Genomic DNA, 21,032 nt, shown 5'->3' with positions numbered 1-21,032 from the left:
GTGGCAGGAGCCCCGCGGAGCCGGTGATCGGAAATGTACGAGGCGAGACCGAAAAGGACACCGATTCGGGGCGTCGTTCACCGTTTCGGACCAGAGCTTACGAGCCGAGCGCGTCGTTACCCGGGCGTGACTCCCCGAGCTTTCGCCTCCGTCGCGGTTCCGCCCGCACTGGCCCAACGCACGTTCCGCATGGGGGATTGGGTACTCACCCCTCGTGCGGCGACGTTCCTCAAGCGTTCGCCGCACGCGTACATCGAACGCGCGGGGAACCGCGTCCTGCTCCGTCATTGCTCCGCCGACATGGAGCAGTTCGCGCTTGCGATGCTGTTGATCGCCGCGGAATACTCACGCCGCCTCGACGACGTGCCGGACGATCCACGATCGTGACCTGTGGGAATACCCGCCGACATCTGACAACGCCCGAGCCCATGAACGAGTCAGGCCCATGTACGAAGGTTTTGGATACGACCCTCATCTCCCGCCCGGCATGCAATTCCCCCAGGGCGCCGCATTGTTCCCCGGCGTTGCGGAGTGGCCGGTGCCGGACGCGGCCGCGCCACCCGGCGGGCTGTCCTCGTCGTTCGCGGTGGTGGGGGATCCGGAGTTCGAGGCCGATCTCGCCCGGCTTCTGGGCGCCCCGGTCGACGAGGTTCCCGCCACCGTCGAATTGCCGGCTCCGATCCGGGAGCCCGGCAGTCATCGCCGACGCTTCCCGACGGTCGCCCGCCCGGCCACGGGCACACGGCGATTGGACCGGCTCAGCCGCGGCATGGTGTTGGCGAGCGTCGTCCTGGTCGCCGCGATCAGCGTGCTGGGCGCGGTGATCACCCTCGCTTCGCTGCGGCACGCCGCCGGCTCGACCACCGGCCCGGCCCGGTGGTGGCCCGTCCTGGTCCACGGCCCGTGGGTCGTGGCCTCCCTGTCGATCCTGCGCTCCAGCCTCCACCGCCGCCGGGCACTGCACTCGTGGATCGTGGTCACCATTTTCGCCGGCCTGTCCGTGGCGCTTTCCGTGATCCACGCCCCCAGGACCGTCCACGGCGTCGTCGTCGCCGCTCTGCCCGCCGCCGCGACCACGGCCTGCCTGCACCAACTGGTACGCCAGATCACCCTCACCCGACCACCTCGACGAACCATCCCCGGCCGACGGCGCAATTCCCCACTCTGAACGGCGTCGGTTCGCGGTGGACGATCCCGGTCCCGGCGGCGGGGGTGTGGTCCGAGGCGTCGCGGAGCCGTGTTCTTCGCGTACTCGGGTGCGCGCGATACGGATAGACGGCCAAGGGGTGTGGAACTAGCGTGAATCGCCGACTGTGATCACGCGGTGGCCGAAGCGCCGCCGACTCGGGTCGTCCGCGCGTCTGCGGGCGGGAATGGGCATTCGATGAAATCCAGTACGGCGAACCGCAAGTCCGGAGGCCGATCCATGGCGCTTCGACGTCGACTCGGCATGGCGGCCGCCTCCGCGTTGCTCCTCACCGGTGGCGCGGTCGTGGTGGCTCCCGGTGCGTCGGCCGCGTCGCATCCCTCGTGCGACACGGACTTCAGGGACCACGTCGTGGAGATCTCCGGCAGCAACGTCCGGCTGCGATCCAAGCCGAGCAGCAACTCCACGGTGCTTCGGTTGCTGCAGAAGGGCGCCGACGTCACCGTGTACTGCCAGAAGAACGCCGGCGAGGCCAACTGGTGGTACTACGTGAAGCACAACGCCAGTGGGGTCAAGGGTTGGGTGTGGTGGGCGTACGCCTAGTCATCCGACGGACCTGATGGATGGGCGGGCCGTGGGTTCGCGGGTATGAGCCTGCGCGGTTCCTTCCCACGCGCCCGGCCCGATCCCACGACGGGCAAACCGGACGACCCGCGTGCCACGGCTTGGTTCGGCGATCGCCGAACCCTCGTCGTGACGAGGGTTGCCCAACTCGGGGCCGTCGGTGCGACCGCTTTCGGCGCCCACCACCGCGTAGCGGGCGGGCTTCACGGCGGCCGGCAGCGATCCTCGCGCCGGTCGCCGGTCGCCGGCCGCGTACGAACGCGGGCGAGCGGCTTCGCGACCTCACCATCCGACCGCAGGGGTGCGGGGTGTCCGGGCCCGACTCGTAGGCGTGGATCAGGCGTTGCGGCCATCGAGGGTGGTCAGCCCGTGGTGTCGGCGCGGTGTGGGAGTCGGCGCCGATGGCGGGTTTCCAGTGTGCCGCACGCGATCAGGATCGTGGCGATGGTGGTGATCTGGGCCAGGGCCGAGCCGAAGCGGCCGATCGGGATGGTGGCGAGCAGGGCCAGTACGGCGCCGATCCGGTAGCCGTTGGGGGTGATTCGGAAGGCCCGACGGGTGGCGACGACCGCGGCGAGGAAGAGCGCGAGTCCGCCCACCAGCGTGCCCGCGTGGACGGTGTCGAGGTGGTCCGAGGGATGCGCCATCGCTCCCTTGACGCCGGCCGCGAACAGCAGCACGCCGAGTAGCAGTCCGTAGTGCACATACCCATAGATGTTGAGCGCGCGCAGGTTGCGGGCCTTGGGTTCCAGCCGCTCCAGCACCGCGATGGCGTGCTCGTCGTCCTCGGAGCCGAAGTACGCCCACCAGATGGCGAAGCACACCGTCAGGGTCGATGCCGCCGTCGCGATCAGGGTCGCGTTCAGCGCGAGCCCCTGCGCACCGACGCCGATCGCGATCACCGACTCGCCCAGCGCCACGATCACCACCAGACCGTGCCGTTCCACGAAGTGCGGGACGCTCAACCGGAAACCGTCGTTGCCCGCGACGTACGGCGTGATGATCTGCACGACCAGCGCGGCAGCCCACACCGCGAGTTGCGCGTTGGTGTCGAGGAAGCCGCCGATCACGATCAACGCGGTGCTGGACAGGTTGAACGGTGCGATCCGCAAGAACGCCTGCCGGGTGCCGCCCGAGGCCAGGAACATCGCGAAGTGCACGCCGGCCACCATCAGATACCCGAATCCGAACGCCTCCCCGGTCCCGTCGAAGGCGTGCGGAACGGCCAGCGCGACCACGAGGAAGCCCGCCATCCCGACCATCAGGAGGGTGCGCCGCAGGGGTGTGGTCGGCGGCACGGTATTGGTCAGCCACACGTAGCCGCTGTACATCCACCAGATGAGCGCGAGCATGAGCACCACCCGAGTGATCCCGGTCGGGTTCAGGTCGTGCGCGAGCGCAGCGGTCAACTGGGTCACCGTGAACACGAAGACCAAGTCGAAGAACAGCTCCAACGCGGACACACGCACGTTGGATTCCACAGGGGCGGTGGGTGCCACGGGCGCCGCAGGTGCCGCCGGCTCGGGGGTGGGGAGGGTCACGGCGACATTATGGAGACACGGGCGAGGGGGTGCGTCTTCGGGGCGGCGAACGGTGCGCTCGTGGCCGTGGGCGGTCCGGACGACGGGCGCGGTGGTCCACGCCGGCCCGTTCCGTGGTCGAGGTGACGGAGCCACTCCGCGCCGACCGCACACGTCGGCTGCGGCACGATCGGTGAGGTGCCAGGCTTTCGGGCATGTCTCGTACCGAAGTTGCCCACGAGCTCGCCGAGCACCTGGCTGTTCTCAGCACGCCGAACCTGGTCTTTGTCGCCTCCGGGTGCTTCGCCGAGCCGGATGCCGACATGCCCGAACTCGCCGCCGAGATCGGCGCGGTGATCGAGCGACTCATGGACGACCACTGGAAGGATCATGTCTGGCCTCGACCCCGGCCCGGGGAGTACTCGGGCATCCGCCATGCCGTCCGGATCGCCGGATCGCTGGAACCGCTCGACGACCGGGCCGCCGCCGTGGAGTCGATGGCCGAGTTGGCGGCTGTCGATCTGGTCTGGTCACCCGCGGAAATCATGGATCGGGACGTCGCTCGCGACGCGGCCGCCCGAGTGGTGACGCTCCTCGGCCCGGACGCGACCTGGTGGACCAACCGCGTCGCCGACGACGGATCGGTGAATGGCGTCACTCCGTGCACGTTCGACGGCCTGATCGCCGGGACGGATGGGACGCACTTTGCGATCCTGATCCAGGTGGGCGAGGACTGACCGGGTCGAGTCCCGGAGTCGACCGCCGGACGGTCGAGGTGGACAGCGCATCCACGACACACTTCTCGCGCCGGCCGGCCCGTCGTCTCAGGTGACGGTTCCGTCGCAGGCGTCCTCGGCGGCGCGGACGAACGCCCGGACGCGGGCGACGTTGTTGCTGTCCAGCCAGACCGGGCCCCACCGGACGGGGGCGGCGTCGTGGAAGGGGATGTAGGTGATGTCGGGGCGCGGGTAGAAGTGCGCGGCGTGTTCGCCGACGGGAAAGACGCCTTTGCCGGAGGCGATGAGGGCAAGCGCCTCGGGGAACGTGGTGGCGGTCGGGCCCTTGTGGACCGGCCGGCCGGAGGGGGTCTGCGCGGGCGAGCGGTCGATGCGCAGTTCCTCGGGCATGTTCGCGGACATCTGGATCACCGGTTGGTCCGCGAGAATCTCGATCGACACCGATGTGCGCGATGCCCACGAGGGTGTCGCCGGTACGGCCAGGACCCGGGTCTCGGAGAGCAGGACGGGCCCGGTGATCACTCCCGACACCGGCAAGGCCGTGATCAGGACGTCGAGTTCACCGGCACCGAGCCGGCCGATGGCGTCGTGGACCTGCGTCTCGTGAATGTGGACTTCGCAGTCGGGGTGGCGGGCCGCGAACACGGGAATGGTCCTGAGCAGCAGTTGGCCGGCCGCGGCTCCCAGGAATCCGGCTCGGAGCACACCGGTCACTCCGCGCGCGGCGTCCACGGCTCGGCGCAGCGCGTCGTCCATGTCGCGAACCAGCGGCGCCAGTTCGTCGGCGAACCGACGGCCCAGCGGGGTCAGGCGGACCTGGCGAGTGGTGCGCTCGAACAGGGGAGCGCCGACGCGACGTTCGAGTTTCTTGATGGTCTGGCTGACCCGGCCGGTGGTCAGGCCCAAGCGCTCGGCGACACGTCCGAAGTGCAGTTCCTCAGCGAGCGCCAGGAAGGTCTGTACTTCCACCCGTTCCAGCAGCACGTCACGCTCCGTTATTGAATCCGGCTAAACAACCATGCTTCGAGCGGGCCTTGATGCCCTCCGGCAGGTGACGGTTGGATCGAACACGTTAACCCGACCGGCCAAGACGGCGGCGATCGGGCCTCGCAGGGGAGGGCCCGATCGTCCGCTACCGCCATGACTTGGAGTGAACGATGAAGATCCCCGGGACCGCCGAGGCGACGGGAGCGCGCCTGCGTCGGATCGTGGCCACGCTGCCGGTCTCCCTGGACGGTGTGGTGGGGACTCTGCCGCAGGGGTGTCCTCCGCACTTCGCGGCCCATGCGCGCCCCGTCGCGGAGGACGTGGCCGAGTGGGACGACGTGCGAGTCCTCGGGCCGGATGTCGCCGCCGGTCTGGCCGTGCTCAAGCGGCAACCCGGCAGTGACATCGATGTCTCCGGCAGCATCACGCTGACCCGCTCCCTACTGCGGGCCGGCCTCGTCGACGACCTGCACCTGCTGATGCACCCGATCGTAGTGGGCGCGGGGCGACGACTGTTCCCCACCGACGGCGAGCGCATCCCGCTCGCCTTGGTCCGGGTGAAGCACGCCCGCGCCGGCGTGGTGCACCTGCACTATCGGCCGGCCATCCACGCACCCCATCGCACCAACCACAGAGGTTTTCCGTGACCACTTTCGTCCTGGTCCCCGGCGCCTGGCACGGCGCCTGGGTCTTCCAACCCCTGGCCCGAGACATTCGCGAACACGGCCACCAGGCGTACGCCTTGACCCTGACCGGCGTCGGCGACCGAAAGCACCTGCTGACCGCCTCGGTCAACCTCGACACCCACATCCAGGACGTGGTCAACCTCCTGGAGGACGAGCAGATCACCGACGCCGTACTCGTCGGGCACAGTTACGGGGGAATGGTGATCACCGGTGCCGCCGACCGCGCCCGGCACCGGGTGCGAGGACTCGTCTACGTCGACGCCCTCCTGCCGCGTGACGGCGAATCCTGCTGGTCCCTGGTGACTGACCGGGAACGCGAGTGGTACCTCGGTGGCGTCGGCCGTGACGGCTATACCAGCGAGCCACTGCCGTTCTTCGATCCACGGGCCACACCGCACCCGTTGGCGTCGCTGATGCAGGTGGTGCGTCTCGAGGACGGCCTCGACCGGTTCGAGCGTCGGGACTTCGTGTACGCGACCGCCTGGGAAGGGGGGTCGCCTTTCCAGGCCGTCCATCGGCGACTGTCGAACGACCCCGCGTGGCACGTGCACAGTGTGGCCTCCGGTCACAACGTCATGCGCGATGCCCCGGGCGAACTCCTGAAGATCCTCCTCGACGCCGCGCCCGAATCGACGACGGACGCCTTTCGTCCGGGCCGGTGCGTTGGGCCGGACTCGCGATTCGGCGGCGTGGCGCTACCGGCCGGACCGACGCTCGGGGGCGGGGACCCGCGAGCGGCGGTGGAGGTGTTGGCGACCGCCGACGGCCGGGACTGATCCCGGTAGTGGGCCGCTCGTCAGCCGTTTGCCGGCCGGACCCGGGCGGGGCGCGCCGCGTGCGGCCCCGCCCGGTCGTTCGGCCGCCTTCGCGCGGAGGCAGCGCGGCTCAGAATCCGAAGACCGCCGTGCGAACGTCGGCCATGGCGTGCAGGGTGTGTTTGCTGCCCATCCGGCCCCACCCGGTCCGCCGGCCACCCGCTCCGCCGAACGGCATATTGGCGTCCCAGTAGCACGTGCTGTCGTTGACGATGACCTGACCGACGGCCATCTCCTCGAAGAACCGGAAGGCCGTTCCCATGTCCTTCGTGAACACCGCGCCCTGCAAGCCGAGTTCGTCGTCGTTGGCGATGCGCAGAAGGTCGTCGTCGTCGACGCCGGTGATGATCGGCACCACTGGGCCGAAAGACTCCTCGCGGGAGACCAGGCTGTCGACCGGGACGTCGTCGATCACGGTGAACTCGTAGTACAGGTCGGTCGGCATGCCCGCCCGCCGCCCGCCGCCGGTGAGGACCTTGGCGCCGCGTGCGCGGGCGTCGGCCACGTGGCGGTCCATCTTGGCGGCGACGCCCTCGTTGTTGAGCGGCCCGAGGTTGACGGCCGGATCGAACGGGTCGCCGAGGACGACGACCTCGGCGGCGCGCAGCACGGCCGCCACGAAGCCGTCGTGCACGTCGCGGTGGACGATTACCCGCTCGGTCGCGCAACAGACCTGGCCGGCGAGGAAGTGCGCGCCGTACACGGCGGCCTTCGCCGCGGCGTCGAGGTCGGCGTCCGCCAGGACGATCAGGGGACCATTGCCGGAGCACTCCATGATGGAGCGCTTGAGCCCGGCCGCGGCCTGGATGCGCTCGCCGGTGGTCGACGATCCGATGAAGCCGATCGCGTCGATGCCCGGGTGGCGCACCAGCGCCTCGCCGATCGTGCCGTCCCCGGGCAGGACGCTGACCAGGCCGTCGGGCAGCCCGGCCGCGACGAATGCCTCCATCGCCTTGAGCACGCTGAGCGGGGTGTTGGCCGGCGGCTTGACGACCAGCGCGTTGCCCATCGCCAAGCCCGGCGCGACGAACTCCACGACCGAGTGCAGCGGGAAGTTCCACGGCGTGATGATCCCCCATGTGCCGACCGGCCGGTACGTGGTGAACATCCGCTTGTTCGCGGACAGCGACGGCATCGTCTCGCCGTACACGCGGGTCGCGTCGTCCGCCTGGAGGCGGAACAGCAGCGCGGTCTCCTCCATGTCGACGAGCGCCTCGCTGAGCGGCTTGCCCTGTTCCATCACGGTCAGGTAGGCCAACTCCTCGATACGCTCCTGGAGTTCGTCGGCGATTCGATGGCACACCGCGGCGCGTTCCCACACCGTGAGTCGTGCCCACTTCGCCTGCGCCTCGTTGGCGGCGCGTACGGCCTCGGCCAGGTCGGCGGTCGACGGCACCGGGACGGTCCCGACGAGCTCGCCGGTGGCCGGGCTGTGAACCTCATACGTGCCGGAGCCCGTTCCGTCCACGAAGGCGCCGGCGATGAAGAGCTGGTGGTGGGTCATCTTTCCCTCTCGATGTGCATGGTCGAAACATTCGTTCGCGTCGCTCGGTCGGCGCCGCGGATGCTCGGCACGGCCGAGCACCGGGGAGGCGGCATACCTCCGCGCAGTGCCGTCGGAGGGTCGGCCGGGACCCCGGGGTACCGGGGGTGCATCCCTCATCTCGGGGGTGGGAACACGTGCTCTTGGGCGGGCAGTTGGCGTGCGACGGACCATGTACAGCGGCAAAACGGCTCGGGATCACCCGAGTTGGCGAGGTGCTCGGCTCGCGGCGACCAGCACGACGGGCTCCCGTTATAGATGCGCGAATTCACCAATGTCAATGCCCTCTGAGTGCTGATCAAGCAGGAACTGTCCCGCAAAGTTGCTTATTCGCTCGCGAATCCGGCTGGTTTCTGCTCTCAGGTGTTTCTGAGCCTCTTCCGGCAGGAGAGGCTGTAGCGCGCCGCGGACACGAGTGGGCGCGTCGTTCCCGGCTGCCGGCGGTATCGCCGCGATCTTCCCCTTGGCGTCGTGGGTGCGAGTGCCTACCATGTGTCGAAACATGAGCACCACTCATATTTAGGGGTTCCGTATGATCATTCACCACCCTGCGGCCCGCCTCTGGCTGCTGAGCACGCCCGGCACCTCCTACGCCTTCCGGCTGGACGCCGACGACGTCCCCCGGCACGTGCACTGGGGCCGGCCGCTGACCCTGGAACAGGCCGTTGTGATCGCGGCCGACCTGCCCGCCGAGGACCCCGGCGGCGACGACCCCGGCGGCGAGGAGTACGCGGTCGAGGGTGGCCTGCGGTTCGGGGCGCCCTCCCTGACCGTCCGCTTCGACGACGGGGTCCGCGGCTTCCAGTGGCGGTTCGTCTCGCACACGGCCGAGGACGGCCGGCTCACGCTGTCCTTCACCGACCGGGTCCGCTCCCTCGGTCTCGACCTGCACTACCGGATCCGGGACGGCCATGACCAGATCGAACGCTGGGCCGTCCTCACCGCGAACGAGCCCGTGGACGTCCTGCGGTTCGACTCCGCCGCCTGGACGCTGCCCGCGCGCGACGACTATCGGGTCAGCCACGTGGTGGGGGAGTGGGGGCGGGAGTTCCAGCTCCGGCGCGACCGGGTGCCGGTCGGCGAGACCGTGTTCACCAGCCGCCTCGGCATCACAGGACAGCACGCCGGACCCTGGCTGATGCTCGACGCGCACGATGCCGCGGAGGAGCACGGCGAGGTCTGGAGCGCGGCCTTGGCCTGGAGCGGCAGCCGCCGGATCACCCTGCGCCGCGACCCCTACGGTCGCGCCTCCTGGACCGGTGGTTTCGGCCACGAGGGTCTGGTCTGGAAACTGGTCCCCGGTGAGAGCCTGGAGACCCCTGTCTTCATAGGTCTCCACGCCCCCGACGGCTTCGGCGGCACCAGCCGCCGCTGGCACGCCTACACGGAAAGCCAGGTGCTGCCCGTTTGTCCGGCCGAACGCCCGCTGATCTTCAACTCGTGGGAGGCCACCGAGTTCGACATCACCGAGAAGCAGCAGACCGAGCTGGCCGAACTCGCCGCCGGTATCGGCGTCGAGGTCTTCGTGGTGGACGACGCCTGGTTCGGCGCCCGCACCAGTGACCTGGCCGGGCTCGGCGACTGGTGGCCCAACCCGGACCGCTTTCCGGACGGCCTGGGGCCGCTCGCCGACCACGTCCGCGCGCTGGGCATGGGCTTCGGCCTGTGGGTCGAGCCCGAGGCGGTCAACCCCGACAGCGACCTGTTCCGTGCGCACCCCGACTGGATCCTCTGCCAGGACGGCCGCCCCCGCACCCTGCGCCGCAACCAGCACGTGCTGAACTTCGCCCGCCGCGACGTCCGTGAATGGGCGGTGGAATGGCTGGTCAGGACCGTCACCGAGCTGGACGTCGCCTTCCTCAAATGGGACATGAACCGGTCCTTCAGCGAGGCCGGGCAACCCGGGGCGGCCGATCCCGACCGGGTCTGGGTGGAACACACACGCGGCGTCTACGAGGTGATGGACCGGCTGCGCGCCGCCCGTCCGGGCCTGTACCTGGAGTCGTGCGCGGGCGGCGGTGGCCGGGCCGACCTGGGCGTGCTGGCCCGCGCCGACCAGGTCTGGACGTCCGACAACACCGATGCCGCCGACCGGGTCGCGATCCAGCACGGACACTGTCAGCTGCTGCCCGCCCGGACCATGGGCGCCTGGGTCACCGACAGCCCGAACAGCTTCACCGGCCGCCGGACCTCGATCCGGTACCGCTTCCATGTCTCGATGGCCGGGGTGATGGGCATCGGCGGCGACCTGCGGAACTGGAGCGAGGAGGATCTGGCCTGGTCCCGGACGCTGATCGAGCAGTACAAGCGGATCCGTCCCGTGGTGCACGGCGGCGTCCAGTACCGCCTGGCGCACCACGCCGTGCAGTACCTCACCGAGGACGAGGTCGTCGTGTTCCAGTTCCAGCCGTCCGCGCTGAACCGCTCGGTCGCCCGCACCCGGCTCAAGGGCCTCGATCCGGACGCCCGCTACCGGGACGAGGCCACCGGCACCGTGCACGAAGGCGCCGTCCTGCTCGGCCACGGCCTCCCGCCGCTGCTGTCCTTCGACTGGACGAGCGAACTCGTTCACCTCGTGAGAGTGCCCCGATGACCCTCGCCCCCGCACGGCCCGAGGCCCTCGCCGAGCCGACCCGCAAGGTCGGCCCCGGCTGGGTCGTCCTGTACGTCCTGGCCAACGTCGGGATGTACGTCCCGATGCAGGTGCCGACCACGTTCCTGATGCCCGACCAGATCGCCCGGATCGACCCGGCGGGAAAGGTCGACAGCTACGCCTGGGTCAGCATGATGGGCGCGATCTCGGGAATCGTCATCGCGCCCCTGGCCGGCGCGCTCTGCGACCGCACCACCGGCCGGTTCGGCCGCCGCCGGCCGTGGATGATCGCGGGCTCGCTGGTCTGCATGGCGGCGCTGGTCTACACCGGCCTGCAAACAACGGTCGTCGGGGTCGCGCTCGGCACTCTGCTGCTGTCCTCCGGCTTCATGATCATCGGTGCCGGGCTCGCCCCGGTGATCCCCGACCGGGTCCCGGTCGCGCAACGCGGCGTGGTGCTGGGCTGGGCCACGGTCCCGCAGGCGGGCGGCCTGATCGCGGGCGGCCTGATGCTCGGTCTCGTCGCCGGGTTTCCCGCGCAGTACGCGCTGATGGCCGCGTTCCCGCTGCTGATCGTGCTGTTCGCGGTCGTCATGAAGGACCCGCCGCTGCCCGACGGCCACCGCGAGCCGTTCTCGCTGCGCACCTTCCTGGACGGCTACCGGATCAGCCCGCGCGAGCATCCCGACTTCGTCTGGGCGATGGGCTCCCGGTTCGTCATGGGCCTGGGCTACGGCCTGGGCACGCTTTACATGCCGTACTTCCTGGACGACGTCCTGCACTACGAGCGGCTCTTCCCCGGCCAATCCACCGACGATGGCCTGCTCATCGTGATCGGCGTCAACTGCGTGGCCACGATCTCGACGGTCGTCCTCAGCGGCTGGCTCTCCGACAAACTGGGCAAGCGCCGCGTACTGGTCTGCCTCGGCGGCCTGACGATGGCCGTCGCCGCCATCCCGCTCGCCCTGTCGCCCACCTGGACCATGACGCTGGTCGCGGCCGTGATCCTGGGTCTGGGCTACGGCGTGTACCTGGCCGTCGATACCGCCCTGGTCACCGAAGTGCTCCCGGCCTCGGCGGACCGGGGCAAGGACATGGCCCTGGCCAACCTGATGGCTTCCCTGCCGTACGTGCTGGTCCCCCCGATCGCCTCGGTCGTGCTCGGCGAACTGGGGGGCTACCGCTCGTTGTTCCTGTGCTCCGCGGCCATGTCCGCGCTGGGCGGGGTACTGGTCTGGAAGGTCAGGAGCGTCCGCTAGCCACGTGCCCCGAAGGAAGTCCGGTTCCGTGCGGAGTCGGAGCAGCCGTTCGTGTGTTGTGGCAGCGGAGCCCGTCGTTCACCCGCCTGTTGTCAGTGACCGGATTTGATCGTTCAGATAGCTGTCGAGAACTCGTTTGCACTCGGCGATCAGCCGGGGGTCGCCCTGCGGATCGGTACGGAAGGCCAGTTTCAGCACGCTGTCCGCGCACTCCAGGGCCACTCGGACGACGATCTCCAGTTCGGTGTCGTCCCGGACTCCGGTCAGGGTCGCGGTCAGCCCGCGCAACCGTCCGGCGACCGCGGCGTTGTTGTCCAGGGCCGGGTCGAGGGTGTGGTCCCGGCCCTCCGCGCCGAAGTCGACCACGCCGAAACCGGTGATCGTCCGGCGCATGGTGACGAACTCGTCGACGGTCACCTCCACGATGCCCGAGACGTCTTCGGGCCTCTCGCGCTCCAGCCGGGCGGAGACCCGTTCGAGGAAGGTGTCCAGGTTGCGGGCGGCGAGTGCGCCGATCAGCCCTTCCTTGTCGGAGAAGAACTGGTACAGGGTGCCGATGGGCACCTCGGCTCTGCGGGCCACCTCCTTGGTGGTCAGCGCGATGTAGCCGACCTCGTCCAGGAGTTCGGCACAGGCGTCCAACAGCCGTTTGAATCGTTCGGCGCTGCGCTTCTGGACGGGGCGGCGGCGCGTCGTGCCCGCGGTGCGATCTTGGTTCACGCTTTCATCATCCCACCAACGAGGACTAACATGAGTCCTACTCATGTTTTAGGAGGTCGGACATGGCACTGGACCATCTACCCGCGGACTTCATCTGGGGCGCCTCGACGGCGTCCTACCAGATCGAGGGTGCCACCAAGGAGGACGGCCGCGGCCCCTCGGTATGGGACACCTTCACCGCCCGCCCCGGCACGATCCGTGACGGGCACACCGGTGACGTGGCCTGCGACCACTACCACCGGTACGAGGAGGACCTCGCGCTGATGGCCGAGGCGGGTCTCACCGGATACCGCTTCTCGATCGCCTGGTCCCGGATCCAGCCGACCGGCAAGGGTGAAGTCAACCTCCAGGGCCTGGACTTCTACGACCGCTTGGTCGACGGCCTGCTCGCGCGCGGCGTGGAGCCCGTCCCGACCCTGTTCCACTGGGACCTCCCGCAGGGCCTCGAGGACGACGGCGGCTGGCTGAACCGCGACACCGCGCACCGCTTCGCCGACTATTCCGCCATCGTGGCCGACAGGCTGGGCGACCGCGTGCAAAAGTGGATCACACTCAACGAGCCGTTCATCCACATGGTCTGGGGCTACGGCCTCGGCACCCACGCGCCGGGCCGCACCCTGTTCCTCGACTGCCTGCCGGTCGCCCACCACCAACTGCTCGGTCATGGCCTGGCGTTGAGGGAGCTGCGCGAACGCGGCCTCCGGGCGATGATCGCCAACAACTGCACCCCGGTGTGGCCCGCCTCGGAGGCCCCCGCCGACCGCGCCGCCGCGCAGGCGTACGACAACCTGCACAACCGCCTGTTCAACGACCCGATCCTCACGGGCACATACCCCGACCTGTCGGCCTACGGCGCGGACGCCACCCTCGGCGGCTCCGTCCGGGACGGCGATCTCGAACTCGTCTCGGCCCCCTTGGACGCGCTCGGCATCAACTACTACAACCCGACCCGGATCCAGGCTCCGACGTCCGAGGGTCTGCCGTTCGAAGAGGCCCCCATCGAGGGCTACCGCCGCACCGCCTTCGACTGGCCCGTCGTCCCCGACGGCCTGCGCGAACTGCTCGTCGGCCTCAAGGAGCGCTACCCCACGCTCCCGCCGGTCTACATCACGGAGAACGGCTGTTCGGTCGAGGACGTCGTCACCGCCGACGGCACCGTCCCCGACCTCGACCGTATCGACTACCTGGACTCCCATCTCCGGGCCGTCGATGCCGCCGTGGCCCAAGGCGTGGACGTCCGGGGCTACTTCACCTGGACTTTGCTGGACAACTTCGAATGGGCCGAGGGCTTCCACCAGCGCTTCGGCCTCGTCCACGTCGACCACGACACCCAGGTCCGCACCCCGAAGGCGTCCTTCGCCTGGTATCGCGACCTCATCCGCGCCCGGCGCGGCTGAGCCGCCCGCCGAGCTCGCACGGACACCGTGCGAGCTCCGGCGGATCCCGGACGCCGCACTCGCGCCCGAGCCGAATCGTAGGCAGCAGGACAAGCACCCGACACGGACGGGCCATCTGACCTGCGGAAACGCTGCGACCTCAGCGAAAACGGGCGAGCCCGAGCATTCGTCACGCTCAGTTGAGCGAGACCCGGCAGGGCCGACCCTGCCCCATTACCCGGGCCACCCGTTCCCTCGCGCGCCCAGGCACACGGAGCCGGCCGCGGACGCCGTCGGGTCCGGGTCCCACGTGATCAGCCGGACCGGCGCGCCCAGCCGTCCGAGCCCCACCGCGACATCGGCCGGGCTCCCGCCCGGATGCGCCGCCGGGGCGCGGCCGTTCGCGTAACCGAGGTCGACGAGCGCCTGGCCCACCACGGTGATCACGGCGTACCTCCCCGGAACCGCGCGGGATGAGCCCGGCCCGCGGGTGGGATGTGCTGCACCGGTGCGTTGTCGCCTTCCAGTCGTCGGAACAGGAGTCGGGCAGCCGCCTCGCCGAGCCCGAACGCGTCCTGCGACACCCCTGCCACCACGGGCGTCAGCAGGTCGGCGAGTTCGAAGTCGTCGAACCCGACGAGGGCCGGGCGGCGCGGCGACCGCGCGATCTCGCGGATGGCCTCCACTCGTCGGCGCGAGTGGTCCTGCCTGGCACGGTCCGCCACAACTCCCTTTCCAGACAGGGGAGATCGGGATAAGGATCCGCTCGACCGAATCGTTTGTCCAGTGAATGGAAGAAGTTTGTTTTTCTGTGGGACAACTCTTCTCGAAACGAGCGGAAGAGACTACATTCCTGGCCAAACGGCGCCCGCAGAGGGGCGGTTGTGCAGCGAAGGGAAGCAACTCTGTGACGACGCATCACGACCGACCGTCGCTCGGGATCGGCATGGTCGGCTACTCGTTCATGGGCCGGGCCCACTCCCAGGCGTGGCGCAACGTGAGCGCGTTCTTCGATCTGCCACGTGCCCCGGCGATGGCCGCGTTGGTCGGCCGCGACCGTGCCGCCGTGACCACGGCGGCCCGCAGACTCGGTTGGGCCACCGCCCTCACCGACTGGCGCGAACTGCTCGACCGTGACGACGTCGACCTCGTCGACATCTGCACGCCCGGAGCCTCGCACGCCGAGATCGCCGTGGCCGCGCTCGCCGCGGGCAAGCACGTGCTGTGCGAGAAGCCCCTCGCGAACTCCGTCGCCGAGGCCGAGGCCATGGCCGCCGCGGCCGACGCCGCCCGAGTCCACGGTGTCCGCGCCATGGTCGGGTTCAACTACCGCAGGGTTCCCGCTCTCACGCTCGCCCGCGAACTCGTGGCCGAGGGACGCCTCGGCGAGATTCGCCACGTGCGCGCTCAATACCTCCAGGACTGGATCGTCGACCCCTCGTACCCGCTCGTTTGGCGCCTGGCAAAGGAGAAGGCCGGGTCGGGCGCGCTCGGCGACATCGGCGCGCACATCATCGACACCGCCCAGTTCGTCACCGGCCAATCTCTGACCGGCGTCAGCGCGCTCACCGAGACGTTCGTACGCCAACGTCCGCTCGGGGAGGCCGGATCGGTACACGGCGACGTCAGCGTCGACGACGCGGCCCTGTTCATCGGCCGCCTCTCCGGCGGCGGCCTCGCGTCGTTCGAGGCCACTCGCTTCGCCACCGGGCGCAAGAACAGCCTGCGGATCGAGGTCAACGGCTCGGCCGGCAGTATCGCGTTCGACTTCGAGTCGATGAACGAACTGTGGTTCGACGACCGGGCGGACGACGCCCGCACGGCCGGCTTCCGCCGCATCCTGGTCACCGAGCCCGAACACCCCTACACCGGCGCCTGGTGGCCGCCGGGCCACGTACTGGGCTACGAGCACACCTTCACCCATCAGGCCGCCGATCTGCTCACCGCGATCGCCGAACACACCGACCCCGCGCCCTCGTTCGCCGACGGCCTTCAGGTCCAGCGCGTCCTCGCGGCCGTCGAGACGAGCGCGGACACCGGCAACGGGTGGGTCCCCGTACAGACCGACAAGATCCCCGCGCCCGTCGGCGGTGTCCGATGACCCTCCTGTCCATGGTCGGGATCAGCAAGGGATTCCTGGGCGTTCGCGTTCTGCACGACGTCGACCTCGACGTGGAGAGCGGCGAGGTACACGCCGTCGTCGGCGAGAACGGCGCCGGCAAGTCGACTCTGATGAAGACGCTCGCCGGTGTCCACACCCCCGACACCGGAACGATCACCGTCGACGGCGTGCCCGTGACGTTCGCCCACCCGGCACAGGCCCAGGCCGCCGGAATCGGGATCATTCACCAGGAGTTCACGCTGCTGCCCGACCGCACGGTGGCCGAGAACGTGTTCCTGGGCCGCGAGCCCACGCGGCGCGGCCTCGTCGACCGCGCGGCGATGGAACGACGGACCGCGCGGCTGCTCGCCGAACTGGACGAGACCTCGTTCGGCCCGCGCACCCCGGCCCGTCGCCTGTCCGTCGCCCAGCAGCAGGTCGTCGAGATCGTCAAGGCGCTCTCCACCGACGCCCGCGTCCTGATCATGGACGAACCCACCGCGGCGCTCGCCGACCACGAGGTGGAGAAGCTGTACGCGCTGGTGCGCCGCCTCGCCGGACGGGGACTGGGGATTCTGTACATCTCCCATCGCCTGCGCGAGGTCTTCGACCTGTCCGCACGGGTGACCGTGATCAAGGACGGCAGGCGCGTCGCGACCCTCGCGACGGCCGACACCCGCGAGGACCACATCGTGCGCCTGATGGTCGGCCGTGAACTCGGCGCCTACTACCCGCCGCGAGCCGATCCCGCCGACGTGGGCGACGTCCGCCTGGCCGTGCGGAACGCGGGCAACGCGAAACTCGCCGACATCGACCTCGAACTGCGCGCGGGGCAGGTCGTCGGCATCGCCGGGCTCCAAGGATCGGGGCGCACGTCCTTGGCCCGCGCCCTGTTCGGCGCGACGCCGTTCGCCACCGGCACCATGCGCGTCGACGGCAGGGACCTGCGGCCGCGCAACCCCCGCCAGGCGATCCGCGCGGGCATCGCCCTGGTCGGGGAGGATCGCAAGGCCGAAGGACTCGCGCTGCGCCAATCCGTGCGGGACAACACCATGCTCGTCGAACGGGCCATGTCCTCCCGACTGTTGCGCTCGCCTCGTACACCCCGCTCACCTCGCACGCCCCCGGTCGCCGACCTGCTCGACCGCGTGGCGCTGCGCGCCCGAGGCGAGGACCAGCAGGTGCGGTACCTGTCCGGTGGCAACCAACAGAAAGTCGTCATCGCCAAGTGGCTCGGAGTCCGCCCCGGCGTGCTCGTCTTCGACGAGCCCACGCGCGGCGTCGACGTCGGCGCGAAGGCCGCCATCCACGACCTCGTCCGCGAACTGGCGCGCGACGGCATGGCGGTGCTCATGGTCTCGTCCGAGCTACCCGAGGTGATCGGCATGAGTGATCGCGTACTCGTCATGTCCGAAGGCAGGATCGCCGGCGAACTCCCCGCCGGTCCGACCGAGGAGGAAATAATGCGCCTTGCCACCGCCGGGCGCCCACCGACGGGGGCCGCCGCGTGAACGCGCAAACCCTTGCCCCGCGAACGGCCCTCGGCAGACTCGTCCTCCCGAGCCGGCTCGCCGACCCGACCACGGTGGTGTACCTGGCCCTCGCCGGCGTGACCCTGTTGGGCTGGATCGTCGTCACCGCGCGCGGAGGCGAATTCCTCAGCCTCGACAACACGGTGGGCATCCTTCAGAACTCGGTCGTCCTGGGCCTGGTCGCGGTCGGCCAGACCGTCGTCGTCCTCACCGGTTCCCTCGACCTGTCCGTCGCGTACCTGATCAGCATCGCCACGCTCGTCGCCGCCGAGACCATGGACGGCGCGGACGGCAACATCCTGCCCGCGATCGCCGCCGTCCTCGCGTTCTCCGTGGCGGTCGGCCTGGCCAACGGGATCGTCGTCACCAAATTCAAGGTCAACGCCTTCATCGCCACCCTGGGCGTCGGCTTCATCCTGCGCGGTTGGATCGAGGACAACTACTCGGGGCCCACCGGGAAGGTCCCCGAGTCCTTCCAACGCCTCGGCTACGACCGCGTGGGGCCGATCCCCGTCTCCGCGTTCCTGCTCCTCCTGGTCGGCGTCGCCGTCTGGTTCGTCCTGCGCCGTACCCGCCTCGGCTATCACATGTACGCGGTGGGCGGGGACGAGCAGACCGCGCGCCTGTCGGGCGTGCGTACCCACCGCGTCGTGATCGCCGCGCACGTGCTCTGCGCCGTCTGTGCGGGCCTCGCGGGCCTCTTCCTCGCGTCGCGGCTCGGCGCGGGCTCGCCGTGGGCCGGCACCGAGGCCCGCTACGACCTCACCTCCATCGCGGCGGTCGTGCTCGGCGGCACCCTGCTCGCGGGTGGTCGCGGCGGCGTCGCGGGCACCATCGGTGGTGTCCTCATGCTCTCCGTCCTCGACAGCGTCTTCAACCAACTCGGCGTCGACCCGTTCTTCCAGAACGTCGTGCGCGGTGTCGTGATCATCGTCGCGGTCGCCCTGTACGCCCGCCGAGCCGGCAACAGGGAGGTGGTGGCGTGAAAGCCGCGACCGTGACCGCGGACGAACGCGAGCGCGGCGACGTCGCCGTCACCGGGATCGGCCGGCTCACCCCGACCCGCAGATTCCTCGCGTCGCTTCGAGCCGGCGCCCCCGTGTACGTTCTGCTCGCCGTGCTCCTCGTCGCACTCGGCGTCGAGGACCCGACCTTCTTCGAACCCGACCCGTTCTTCGCGTTCCTCAAGCGCTCGGCGCCGCTGATCGTCTTGGCCGCGGGCCAGTACCTGGTGATCGTCTCCGGCGGCTACGACCTGTCGGTGGGCGCGCTCGTCACGGTAGGCGTCGTGGTCACCGCCGAGACGTACCACGCGTTCCCCGGCGCGCACTGGACCGTCGTCGTCGCGCTGCTCGTCGCCGGCGGCGCCTTCGTCGGCCTCGTCAACGGCCTCGTCACGACCGTGTTGCGGGTGCCGTCGTTCATCGCGACCCTCGGCATGACGCTCATCCTCGAAGGCGCCGTCTTCTACTGGACCCAGGGGTCCCCGCGCGGCATCCTGCCCGACGACTTCCGCACGATCGGGCGCAACACCGCGTTCGGGCCGGTGCCCTGGGCCGTTGTGCTGTGCCTGGTGATCGGTGTCGTCGCGGTCGTGCTGATGCGCTCGGACTTCGGGCGCACCCTCATCGCCACGGGCGACAACGCCCGGGCGGCCGGCCTCGCCGGTGTACGGGTCCTGCGGGTGCGGACGCTGGCGTTCGTGCTGTCGGGGGCGGCCGCGGCCGTCGCCGCGATCCTGGTCGGCGGCTTCTCCGGAGTATCCGCCCAAGCCGGCCGAGGCTACGAGTTCGAGGCCATCACGGCCGTCGTCCTGGGCGGCGTCGCACTCGGGGGCGGCAGCGGATCCGTCGTCGCCGCGATGGCCGGCGCGCTCTCGCTGCAGACCCTGTTCACCCTGCTCAACCTGCGCGGCGTCGCCAAAGCCATGGAGACCACGGTGCAGGGCGTCATCGTCATCGCCGCGGTCGCCCTGGGCGCCCTCGACTGGGCCGGGACGCGGCGCCGTCTGACCGCGTATGTGTCTCCGCTCGTGCGTCACCTGCCACTGCCGTCCCGCAACCCCCGAGGAGAACAACGATGAAGCGGCGCAGACTCCCGGTCACCGTGCTCGTGGCGGCGGCCCTCGTGGTCACGGCCTCGTGTTCGAGCGACAAGGCCGACTCCACGTCGGCGACCAAGGCACCCGTCCCCGGTGCCGCTCCGGGCAACTCGGCGAGCCCCGGCAAGGGCGACTCCGGCGACTCGAAGTTCTTCGTGCAGGCGGACTACGACCGGCAGTCGGCCCTGCTTCAGGCGACCCCGCAGGGGCCCGCCGACAAACCCTGGGAGCAGATGCTCGACCCGCAACAGATGGTCGACACCACGCAGTACAAGAAGGACGGCCCGTACGAGATCTGCTTCTCCAACGCGAGTGTCGCCAACAACTGGCGCCAGACCGGCCTGAAGAACATCCAGGCCGAGGCCGGCACCCATCCGGAGATCGCCAAGTTCACCGTCCTGGACGCGCAGGGCAAGGACGACAAGCAGATCTCCGACATCCAGGAGCTCGCCGGAAAGGGCTGCTCGGCGCTCATCGTGTCGCCCAACACCACCGCGACGCTCACCCCGGCGGTCAAAGCCGCGTGCGGGAAGATCCCGGTCATCGTCTTCGACCGCGGTGTCACCACCGACTGTCCGGTGACCTTCATCAACCCCGTCGGCGGCTACGCGTTCGGTCGGACCGGCGCGGAGTTCCTCAAGACGAAGGTGAAGCCGGGCGGGAAGATCCTCGCGCTGCGCATCCTCCCCGGCGTCGACGTCCTGGAGAACCGCTGGGCGGCGGGCAAGCGGATTCTCGAACAGGGCGGACTCGACGTCGTCGACGTCAAGTTCACGGACGGCGACACCGCCAAGACCAAGGCCGTGGTCAGCGACGCCATCCAGCGGCACGGCACCATCGACGGCGTCTGGATGGACGCCGGAGACACCGCCGTCGCGGCCGTCGAGGCGTTCGAGGACGCCGGCAAGAAGGTGCCGCCGATCACCGGTGAGGACCAGCAGCAATTCCTGGAGGTCTGGAAGAAGAAGAACCTCACCGCGATCGCCCCGACCTACCCCAGCTACCAGTGGCGCACCCCGATCATCGCGGCCCTGAAGATCCTCAAGGGCGAACCGGTTCCGAAGGAATGGAAGCTTCCGCAGCCCACCATCACCGTGGAGAACCGCGACCAGTACATCAAGCCGGGCATGCCGCCGCTGCACTACGCGATGTGCGGCTGCGAGACCCTGCCGGGCTACCCGCAGAAGTGGGGCGGCAAATAGCCGAGCGGACCGGGGCGGCCGTCCCGCCGCCCCGGCTCCGGCCTCGCACCGATCCTGCCGCCTCCGCGACCCCGCGACGACAAGGAGCA

The 21,032-nt window shown here is 69.8% G+C and carries 20 protein-coding genes; 14 read left to right on the top strand and 6 right to left on the bottom strand.

Annotated elements, in window-relative coordinates; genetic code table 11:
* The first annotated feature begins 189 nt into the window (after positions 1 to 189).
* The 3 genes from A3IC_RS52540 (at position 190) to A3IC_RS0104890 (ending at position 1,750) form a co-directional block, all read left to right on the top strand.
* Complete coding sequence (locus A3IC_RS52540; protein ID WP_040876134.1) at positions 190 to 387, top strand: hypothetical protein; 198 nt, start codon at positions 190 to 192, stop codon at positions 385 to 387.
* 100 nt (positions 388 to 487) lie between these two features.
* Positions 488 to 1,168, top strand: coding sequence for a DUF2637 domain-containing protein (locus A3IC_RS52535; RefSeq protein ID WP_020548953.1), 681 nt, complete (start codon positions 488 to 490; stop codon positions 1,166 to 1,168).
* 258 nt (positions 1,169 to 1,426) lie between these two features.
* Positions 1,427 to 1,750, top strand: a complete 324-nt coding sequence (locus A3IC_RS0104890; RefSeq protein ID WP_158695805.1) for an SH3 domain-containing protein — start codon at positions 1,427 to 1,429, stop codon at positions 1,748 to 1,750.
* Between the two features lie 383 nt (positions 1,751 to 2,133).
* Here the strand turns inward: A3IC_RS0104890 and A3IC_RS52530 are convergent, their stop codons facing one another.
* On the bottom strand, positions 2,134 to 3,312 hold the full coding sequence (locus A3IC_RS52530) for a low temperature requirement protein A (RefSeq protein WP_158695804.1): 1,179 nt from the start codon (positions 3,310 to 3,312) through the stop codon (positions 2,134 to 2,136).
* A gap of 194 nt (positions 3,313 to 3,506) precedes the next feature.
* On the opposite strand from A3IC_RS52530, the gene A3IC_RS0104880 reads away from it, so the two are divergent.
* Positions 3,507 to 4,028 carry a hypothetical protein gene (locus A3IC_RS0104880; protein ID WP_020548950.1) on the top strand — a complete coding sequence of 174 codons (522 nt, stop codon included), beginning with the start codon at positions 3,507 to 3,509 and terminating at the stop codon, positions 4,026 to 4,028.
* A gap of 87 nt (positions 4,029 to 4,115) precedes the next feature.
* Here A3IC_RS0104880 and A3IC_RS0104875 read toward each other — a convergent pair whose 3' ends face one another.
* Positions 4,116 to 5,012, bottom strand: coding sequence for a LysR family transcriptional regulator (locus A3IC_RS0104875; protein ID WP_020548949.1), 897 nt, complete (start codon positions 5,010 to 5,012; stop codon positions 4,116 to 4,118).
* Between the two features lie 173 nt (positions 5,013 to 5,185).
* On the opposite strand from A3IC_RS0104875, the gene A3IC_RS61815 reads away from it, so the two are divergent.
* On the top strand, positions 5,186 to 5,662 hold the full coding sequence (locus tag A3IC_RS61815; RefSeq protein WP_020548948.1) for a dihydrofolate reductase family protein: 477 nt from the start codon (positions 5,186 to 5,188) through the stop codon (positions 5,660 to 5,662).
* Complete coding sequence (locus A3IC_RS0104865; RefSeq protein ID WP_020548947.1) at positions 5,659 to 6,477, top strand: alpha/beta fold hydrolase; 819 nt, start codon at positions 5,659 to 5,661, stop codon at positions 6,475 to 6,477. The genes A3IC_RS61815 and A3IC_RS0104865 overlap by 4 nt, the downstream gene beginning before the upstream one ends.
* Before the next feature lie 109 nt (positions 6,478 to 6,586).
* On the opposite strand, the gene A3IC_RS0104860 is transcribed toward A3IC_RS0104865, so the two are convergent.
* Positions 6,587 to 8,020, bottom strand: coding sequence for an aldehyde dehydrogenase family protein (locus A3IC_RS0104860; protein WP_020548946.1), 1,434 nt, complete (start codon positions 8,018 to 8,020; stop codon positions 6,587 to 6,589).
* A 571-nt stretch (positions 8,021 to 8,591) separates the two neighbouring features.
* Between A3IC_RS0104860 and A3IC_RS0104855 the strand changes: the two genes are divergently transcribed.
* Together A3IC_RS0104855 and A3IC_RS0104850 are read left to right on the top strand one after the other, a co-directional pair.
* Positions 8,592 to 10,652, top strand: a complete 2,061-nt coding sequence (locus A3IC_RS0104855; protein ID WP_020548945.1) for an alpha-galactosidase — start codon at positions 8,592 to 8,594, stop codon at positions 10,650 to 10,652.
* Positions 10,649 to 11,911, top strand: a complete 1,263-nt coding sequence (locus A3IC_RS0104850) for an MFS transporter (protein WP_020548944.1) — start codon at positions 10,649 to 10,651, stop codon at positions 11,909 to 11,911. The genes A3IC_RS0104855 and A3IC_RS0104850 overlap by 4 nt, the downstream gene beginning before the upstream one ends.
* 78 nt (positions 11,912 to 11,989) lie before the next feature.
* Here A3IC_RS0104850 and A3IC_RS0104845 read toward each other — a convergent pair whose 3' ends face one another.
* On the bottom strand, positions 11,990 to 12,631 hold the full coding sequence (locus A3IC_RS0104845) for a TetR/AcrR family transcriptional regulator (protein ID WP_020548943.1): 642 nt from the start codon (positions 12,629 to 12,631) through the stop codon (positions 11,990 to 11,992).
* Positions 12,632 to 12,693: 62 nt separating this feature from the next.
* Here A3IC_RS0104845 and A3IC_RS0104840 point away from each other — a divergent pair, with 62 nt between their 5' ends.
* Entirely contained in the window at positions 12,694 to 14,028 is a 1,335-nt protein-coding gene (locus tag A3IC_RS0104840; protein WP_020548942.1) for a GH1 family beta-glucosidase, read from the top strand.
* 213 nt (positions 14,029 to 14,241) lie between these two features.
* On the opposite strand, the gene A3IC_RS52520 is transcribed toward A3IC_RS0104840, so the two are convergent.
* Complete coding sequence (locus tag A3IC_RS52520; protein WP_020548941.1) at positions 14,242 to 14,454, bottom strand: hypothetical protein; 213 nt, start codon at positions 14,452 to 14,454, stop codon at positions 14,242 to 14,244.
* Positions 14,451 to 14,732 carry a substrate-binding domain-containing protein gene (locus A3IC_RS0104830; RefSeq protein WP_158695803.1) on the bottom strand — a complete coding sequence of 94 codons (282 nt, stop codon included), beginning with the start codon at positions 14,730 to 14,732 and terminating at the stop codon, positions 14,451 to 14,453. The genes A3IC_RS52520 and A3IC_RS0104830 overlap by 4 nt, the downstream gene beginning before the upstream one ends.
* A 221-nt stretch (positions 14,733 to 14,953) precedes the next feature.
* Between A3IC_RS0104830 and A3IC_RS0104825 the strand changes: the two genes are divergently transcribed.
* Genes A3IC_RS0104825 through A3IC_RS0104805 form a run of 5 tightly spaced genes read left to right on the top strand, consistent with a single transcriptional unit; the run spans position 14,954 to position 20,943 of the window.
* The gene (locus A3IC_RS0104825; RefSeq protein ID WP_020548940.1) at positions 14,954 to 16,108 is read left to right on the top strand and encodes a Gfo/Idh/MocA family protein; all 1,155 of its coding nucleotides are present in this window, start codon (positions 14,954 to 14,956) and stop codon (positions 16,106 to 16,108) included.
* Positions 16,105 to 17,619, top strand: a complete 1,515-nt coding sequence (locus A3IC_RS0104820) for a sugar ABC transporter ATP-binding protein (protein WP_020548939.1) — start codon at positions 16,105 to 16,107, stop codon at positions 17,617 to 17,619. Before A3IC_RS0104825 ends, A3IC_RS0104820 begins: the two co-directional genes overlap by 4 nt.
* On the top strand, positions 17,616 to 18,626 hold the full coding sequence (locus tag A3IC_RS0104815; protein WP_020548938.1) for an ABC transporter permease: 1,011 nt from the start codon (positions 17,616 to 17,618) through the stop codon (positions 18,624 to 18,626). Before A3IC_RS0104820 ends, A3IC_RS0104815 begins: the two co-directional genes overlap by 4 nt.
* A 56-nt stretch (positions 18,627 to 18,682) precedes the next feature.
* Positions 18,683 to 19,723 carry an ABC transporter permease gene (locus A3IC_RS0104810; protein WP_052173208.1) on the top strand — a complete coding sequence of 347 codons (1,041 nt, stop codon included), beginning with the start codon at positions 18,683 to 18,685 and terminating at the stop codon, positions 19,721 to 19,723.
* On the top strand, positions 19,720 to 20,943 hold the full coding sequence (locus tag A3IC_RS0104805; RefSeq protein ID WP_026217894.1) for an ABC transporter substrate-binding protein: 1,224 nt from the start codon (positions 19,720 to 19,722) through the stop codon (positions 20,941 to 20,943). Before A3IC_RS0104810 ends, A3IC_RS0104805 begins: the two co-directional genes overlap by 4 nt.
* Positions 20,944 to 21,032 lie beyond the last annotated feature (89 nt).

The organism is Embleya scabrispora DSM 41855 (genome assembly GCF_000372745.1).
Taxonomy (GTDB): domain Bacteria; phylum Actinomycetota; class Actinomycetes; order Streptomycetales; family Streptomycetaceae; genus Embleya; species Embleya scabrispora.
The sequence above is the reverse complement of the archived record's forward strand: the minus strand, read 5'-3'. Positions and strand labels throughout refer to the sequence as shown.

Coding starts and splice junctions, on each gene's coding strand:
- A3IC_RS0104825 (WP_020548940.1), top strand. CDS start 14,954: ATGGTCGGCTACTCGTTCATGGGCCGGGCCCACTCCCAGGCGTGGCGC.
- A3IC_RS0104890 (WP_158695805.1), top strand. CDS start 1,427: ATGGCGCTTCGACGTCGACTCGGCATGGCGGCCGCCTCCGCGTTGCTC.
- A3IC_RS0104880 (WP_020548950.1), top strand. CDS start 3,507: ATGTCTCGTACCGAAGTTGCCCACGAGCTCGCCGAGCACCTGGCTGTT.
- A3IC_RS0104820 (WP_020548939.1), top strand. CDS start 16,105: ATGACCCTCCTGTCCATGGTCGGGATCAGCAAGGGATTCCTGGGCGTT.
- A3IC_RS0104855 (WP_020548945.1), top strand. CDS start 8,592: ATGATCATTCACCACCCTGCGGCCCGCCTCTGGCTGCTGAGCACGCCC.
- A3IC_RS52540 (WP_040876134.1), top strand. CDS start 190: ATGGGGGATTGGGTACTCACCCCTCGTGCGGCGACGTTCCTCAAGCGT.
- A3IC_RS0104860 (WP_020548946.1), bottom strand. CDS start 8,020: ATGACCCACCACCAGCTCTTCATCGCCGGCGCCTTCGTGGACGGAACG.
- A3IC_RS52535 (WP_020548953.1), top strand. CDS start 488: ATGCAATTCCCCCAGGGCGCCGCATTGTTCCCCGGCGTTGCGGAGTGG.
- A3IC_RS0104805 (WP_026217894.1), top strand. CDS start 19,720: ATGAAGCGGCGCAGACTCCCGGTCACCGTGCTCGTGGCGGCGGCCCTC.
- A3IC_RS61815 (WP_020548948.1), top strand. CDS start 5,186: ATGAAGATCCCCGGGACCGCCGAGGCGACGGGAGCGCGCCTGCGTCGG.
- A3IC_RS0104840 (WP_020548942.1), top strand. CDS start 12,694: ATGGCACTGGACCATCTACCCGCGGACTTCATCTGGGGCGCCTCGACG.
- A3IC_RS0104850 (WP_020548944.1), top strand. CDS start 10,649: ATGACCCTCGCCCCCGCACGGCCCGAGGCCCTCGCCGAGCCGACCCGC.